This is a genomic window from Mycobacterium sp. TH-M106 (assembly GCF_057473765.1).
Map to the genome: position 1 here is coordinate 1 of NZ_JBYCLE010000628.1, position 4866 is coordinate 4866.

Sequence of the window (4866 nt, forward strand, 5' to 3'; positions counted from 1 at the left end):
GCTCGCCGATCGCCTCGGTGGTGGCCAGGTTGACTCCGGTTTCGGCTTCGTCGGAGAGCCGGACGACGGTCGGGCCGGTGCCGGTCTGGGCGACCGCCCGCAGCGCCGCGGCACCGCTGGAGAAGTCGGGGAAGGACCAGGCCTCATACCGGGTGGTCTCCGGTGCCCGGTGCACCCGCACCCGCACCCGGGTGATGACGCCGAAGACGCCTTCCGACCCGACGACCAGCTCGCGCAGGTCGGGTCCGGCCGCCGACTCCGGAGCCCGCCCCAGGTCCAGCACCCCGGCAGGGGTCACGATGCGCAACCCCCGAATCATGTCGTCGAACCTGCCGTAGCCGGCCGAGTCCTGCCCGGACGAGCGGGTGGCCGCGAAACCGCCGATGGTCGCGAACTCGAAGCTCTGCGGGAAATGCCCGAGCGAGAAGCCGCGCTCGCCCAGCAGCCGTTCGGCGTCCGGACCGGTGACGCCGGGCTGCAATTCGGCCTCGCCGGACACCTCATCGAGGGCCAACATCCGGTCCAAGCGCCGCAGGTCCAGGGCCACCACGGCGTGGAAGCTGTCACGGACCGGGTCCAGCCCGCCCACCACACTGGTGCCGCCGCCGAACGGGACGACGGCGATGCGCTGCCGGCTGCAGTAGGCCAGGATCGCGACGATATCGTCCTCGCCGCCGGGCAGCAGCACTGCGTCGGGTGCGTCCTGAACGCCGGATTCCTGGCGTCGCAGCAGGTCCAGGGTGGATTTGCCGCCGGCGTGCAGCAGCCGGTCGCGGTGGTCGGTCCGGCAGTAGTCCATCCCGACGATGCCGGCCAGCGCCTCCCGGTCGGTGTCGGACAGCGTGCTGGGACTCAGCTCTACCTGATCGGGGTCTGGCTCAGCTGCAGCCGAATCATCAACGCCGAGAGCCTGTTTCAGCAGGGCCCGGATGCTGTCGGAGAGCGGCCTGGCCGCGTCCGGGTCGCCCCAGGCGTTCCATTTCATCGGTGGCAACAGGGCATCGGGATCACTCACGCGTTACAGTATTGCCCCTGATGCCCGATATGCCCGGCTCCACCGCGCTCAACGCGGCCCGTCGGCGCGCTGACCTGACCAGTCTGGCCGACGGCGAACAGGTCGACATACTGGTGATCGGCGGCGGCATCACCGGAACGGGCGTCGCGCTTGACGCGGCGTCTCGCGGACTGTCCGTGGCATTGGTGGATAAACACGACCTGGCGTTCGGCACCAGCCGGTGGAGTTCCAAGCTGGTGCACGGCGGCCTGCGCTACCTGGCCACTGGGGACGTCGGGATCGCCCGACGCAGTGCGATCGAACGCGGAATACTGATGACCCGCAACGCCCCTCACCTGGTGCACGCGATGCCGCAGCTGGTCCCGCTGCTGGGATCGATGCGCCACGGCGAGCGGGCCCTGGTGCGTGCCGGGTTCCTGGCCGGCGATGTGCTGCGCCGGCTGGCGGGCACGCCTGCGACGATTCTGCCTGGCTCGCACCGGATTTCGCCGAGGGGCGCTATCGATGTGGTGCCCGCCGTGCGCCGTGACGGCCTCGACGGCGGCCTGCTGGCCTATGACGGCCAGCTGGTCGACGACGCCAGGCTGGTCACCACGGTGGCGCGCACCGCGGCACAGCACGGCGCCAAGGTCCTCACCTACGTGGCGGCGTCGCAGGCCACCGGGACTTCGGTCCGGTTGACCGATCAGCGCGGAGGTGAGGAGTTCGACGTGCGTGCGCGCGCCGTCATCAACGCAACCGGGGTGTGGTCCGCCGAGATCGACCCGTCGCTGCGGCTGCGGCCCAGCCGGGGAACCCATCTGGTGTTCGACGCGGCCGCTTTCGGCCACCCGACCGCAGCGCTGACGGTGCCGATACCCGGTGAACGCAACCGCTTCGTCTTCGCCATGCCCGAACAACTGGGCCGGGTCTATCTGGGGCTTACCGACGAGGATGCGCCAGGATCGATTCCCGATGTGCCGCAACCTACTTCGGACGAGACCACCTTCCTGCTGGACACCGTGAACACGGCGCTGGAAACGGCGCTGGGCGAAGACGACGTCATCGGCGCCTATGCCGGATTGCGGCCGCTGGTCGACACCGGTGCAGGCCGCACGGCCGACGTCTCCCGCAACCACGCCGTCGTCGAATCGCCATCGGGGGTGGTCAGCGTGATCGGCGGCAAGCTGACCGAGTACCGGTACATGGCGGCCGACGTGTTGGATCGCGCCGTCAAGCTGCGTGGGCTGAACGCCGCGCCGTGCCGAACCCGCGACCTGCCGCTGGTCGGCGCACCGGCCAACCCGGGATCGGCGGTGCCGCCGATGGGCGGGCTGCCGGACTCGCTGGTCGCGCGTTACGGGGCCGAGGCGGCCAACGTCATCGCGACCGCCAGCTGCGAGCGGCCCGCCGATCCGGTGGCCGAGGGCATCGACGTCATCCGCGCCGAGTTCGAGTACGCGGTCACCTACGAGGGTGCGCTGACCGTCGACGACATCGTCGATCGGCGGACCCGTATCGGCTTGGTCGCCGCTGACCGAGAGCGGGTGGTCGACGTGGCTAGAGAGTTCCTGGCCTCACGCTGAACCCGACGCGCCGCCGTGACGTTCGAAGCTGTTCGCGCATCGGGTTTTAGACTGGAGGTCGATGGCGAATCGCAGTTGGCAGAGTCGTCCCCAAGTCGGAGACTACCTGGACGACGATAGCGGCATTGAGCTGCCGGACGGCGTCAGCTTCGGGTCTTTTCTGGAACGCAACGTCGCTCATTTCGCCGGCGACGTGGCATACCGCTACGTGGACTACACAAGCAATCCCGACGGCGAGATCAACGAGCTGACCTGGGGTCAGGTGGGCACCAGATCGAAAGCGATCGCTGCCCGTCTGCAGCAGGTCTGCCAGCGAGGTGAGCGAGTGGCGATCCTGGCGCCGCAGGGTGTGGACTACGTGGTCGGATTTCTGGCCGCGATCATCGCCGGGAACATCTCGGTGCCGCTGTTCGCGCCGGAACTTCCCGGCCATGCGGAACGGCTTCAGGCGGTGATCGCAGACGCACAGCCCACCGTGGTCTTGACCACTGCCGCGGCCGGCGAGGCGGTCGGAAAGTTCGTGCGCACCCTTCCGCGTGCTGGCAGGCCGCGGATCATCGCCGTCGACGACATGCCCGAATCGGTGGGTGCCTCCTTCGTGCCCGTTCATCTCGGTACCGACGACACGGCGTACCTCCAGTACACGTCTGGTTCGACGCGCACTCCGACCGGAGTGGAGATCAGCCACCGGGCTGCCGGCACAAACGTGCTGCAGATGCTCATCGCGCTCGGCCTAGAGGGGTGGGACAACTACGGCGTCAGCTGGTTACCCCTGTACCACGACATGGGACTGTTGATGGTCGCTTTTCCCGTGGTGTCTGCCGTGTACGTCACGCTCATGTCGCCGATGGCGTTCATCCGTCGGCCGCAGCGGTGGATCCGGACGCTGGCGGCTGAATCGGGGCGGGGTCGGGCGGTGACCGCCGCACCGAACTTCGCCTTCGACCTGGTGGCGCAGCGCGGCCTTCCCACCGACGATGAGCACCTCGACTTGAGCAATGTCGTCCTGATCAACGGCTCTGAGCCGGTCAGCATCGATTCGATCGCGAGGTTCAATAAGGCGCTGGCTCCATACGGGCTGGCCAGCACCGCGGTCAAGCCGTCCTACGGCATGGCGGAGGCGACACTGTTCGTCTCCACCATCGCCCCGGACGCCGAGCCCACCGCCGTATACCTCGACCATGAGCAGTTCGCCAACGGACATGCCGTCCGTGTCCCGCGGGACACGCTGAACGCGATTGCGCGTGTGTCCTGCGGTCAGGTCGCTCGCAGCCAGTGGGCCGTGATCGTCGACCCTGAGATCGGGGCTGAGCTTAGCGACGGCGAGATCGGCGAGATCTGGCTATACGGTGACAACATCGGCCGTGGGTACTGGGGCCGCCCGGAAGAGACGGCGCGGGTGTTCGGCAACCAGCTGCGGGTGACTCTGCCGGTGTCCAGCCGGGCCGAGGGAGCACCGGCCGGCGCGACCTGGCTGCGCACCGGTGATCTGGGCGTCTACCTCGACGGGGAGCTTTACATCACCGGGCGCATCAAAGATCTCATCATCCTGGACGGCCGTAACCACTATCCGCAGGATGTCGAGGCCACTGTCGCGGCTGCTTCTCCCGCGGTGCGGGCGGGTTACGTCGCGGCGTTCTCGGTGTCGGCGGACGAGCTGCCGGTCGAAGATGTCAACGGCGCCGTCGAACGCCTGGTGGTCGTCGCCGAGCGTGCGCCAGCCTCGGGACGTGCCGATCCGGAACCGGTGGTGGCCGCGATCCGGTCGGCGATATCGCGTCGGCACGGATTGGCGGTAGCCGACGTGCGGCTCGTGACTGCCGACAGTATTCCGCGCACCACCAGCGGAAAACTGGCTCATCGAGCCTGCCGGGAGCGGTATCTGGCCGGCCGGTTCGGCGGGCGTCCGGTCGGTCGAGGCTGACTGGCGATGGCGGCAAGTTCGTACCCGAGACAGGAGGGACAACCATGAGCAATCTTGTGGGCAAATCCGCAGTGGTGGCGGCCGGCGCCAAGAACCTGGGCGGACTGATCAGCACCATGCTGGCCGAAAACGGTGTCAACGTCGCGGTGCACTACAACAGTGCGAGCAGCGAACCCGACGCCGACAAGACCGTCGCGGCAGTGCAATCGGCCGGCGCCAAGGCGATCAAGGTGGCCGGCGATCTGACCAAACCCGCCAACGTAGCCGCGCTGTTCGGCGCGGCGGCAGACGCGTTCGGCGGAGTCGACATCGCGATCAACACCGTCGGCAAGGTGCTGCGCAAGCCGATCATGGAAACCACT

Annotated in this window: 4 protein-coding genes; 3 read left to right on the forward strand and 1 reads right to left on the reverse strand. The window is 68.2% G+C overall.

The genetic code is table 11. From position 1 onward, the window contains the following. Window positions 1-985, reverse strand: a 985-nt coding sequence (locus AC2VOP_RS21085; RefSeq protein WP_486962776.1) for an FAD-binding oxidoreductase, incomplete at its 3' end; no start/stop codon positions are given. Window positions 986-1044: 59 nt separating this feature from the next. Between AC2VOP_RS21085 and AC2VOP_RS21090 the strand changes: the two genes are divergently transcribed. From AC2VOP_RS21090 to AC2VOP_RS21100, 3 genes are all read left to right on the forward strand, one after another. Further along, on the forward strand, window positions 1045-2580 hold the full coding sequence (locus tag AC2VOP_RS21090) for a glycerol-3-phosphate dehydrogenase/oxidase (protein ID WP_486962777.1): 1536 nt from the start codon (window positions 1045-1047) through the stop codon (window positions 2578-2580). 61 nt (window positions 2581-2641) lie between these two features. Next, complete coding sequence (locus AC2VOP_RS21095) at window positions 2642-4504, forward strand: fatty acyl-AMP ligase (RefSeq protein WP_486962774.1); 1863 nt, start codon at window positions 2642-2644, stop codon at window positions 4502-4504. A 44-nt stretch (window positions 4505-4548) separates the two neighbouring features. Further along, window positions 4549-4866: SDR family NAD(P)-dependent oxidoreductase (locus AC2VOP_RS21100; RefSeq protein WP_486962775.1), on the forward strand; the 318-nt coding region annotated here is incomplete at its 3' end.

Coding starts and splice junctions, on each gene's coding strand:
- AC2VOP_RS21090 (WP_486962777.1), top strand. CDS start 1,045: ATGCCCGGCTCCACCGCGCTCAACGCGGCCCGTCGGCGCGCTGACCTG.
- AC2VOP_RS21095 (WP_486962774.1), top strand. CDS start 2,642: ATGGCGAATCGCAGTTGGCAGAGTCGTCCCCAAGTCGGAGACTACCTG.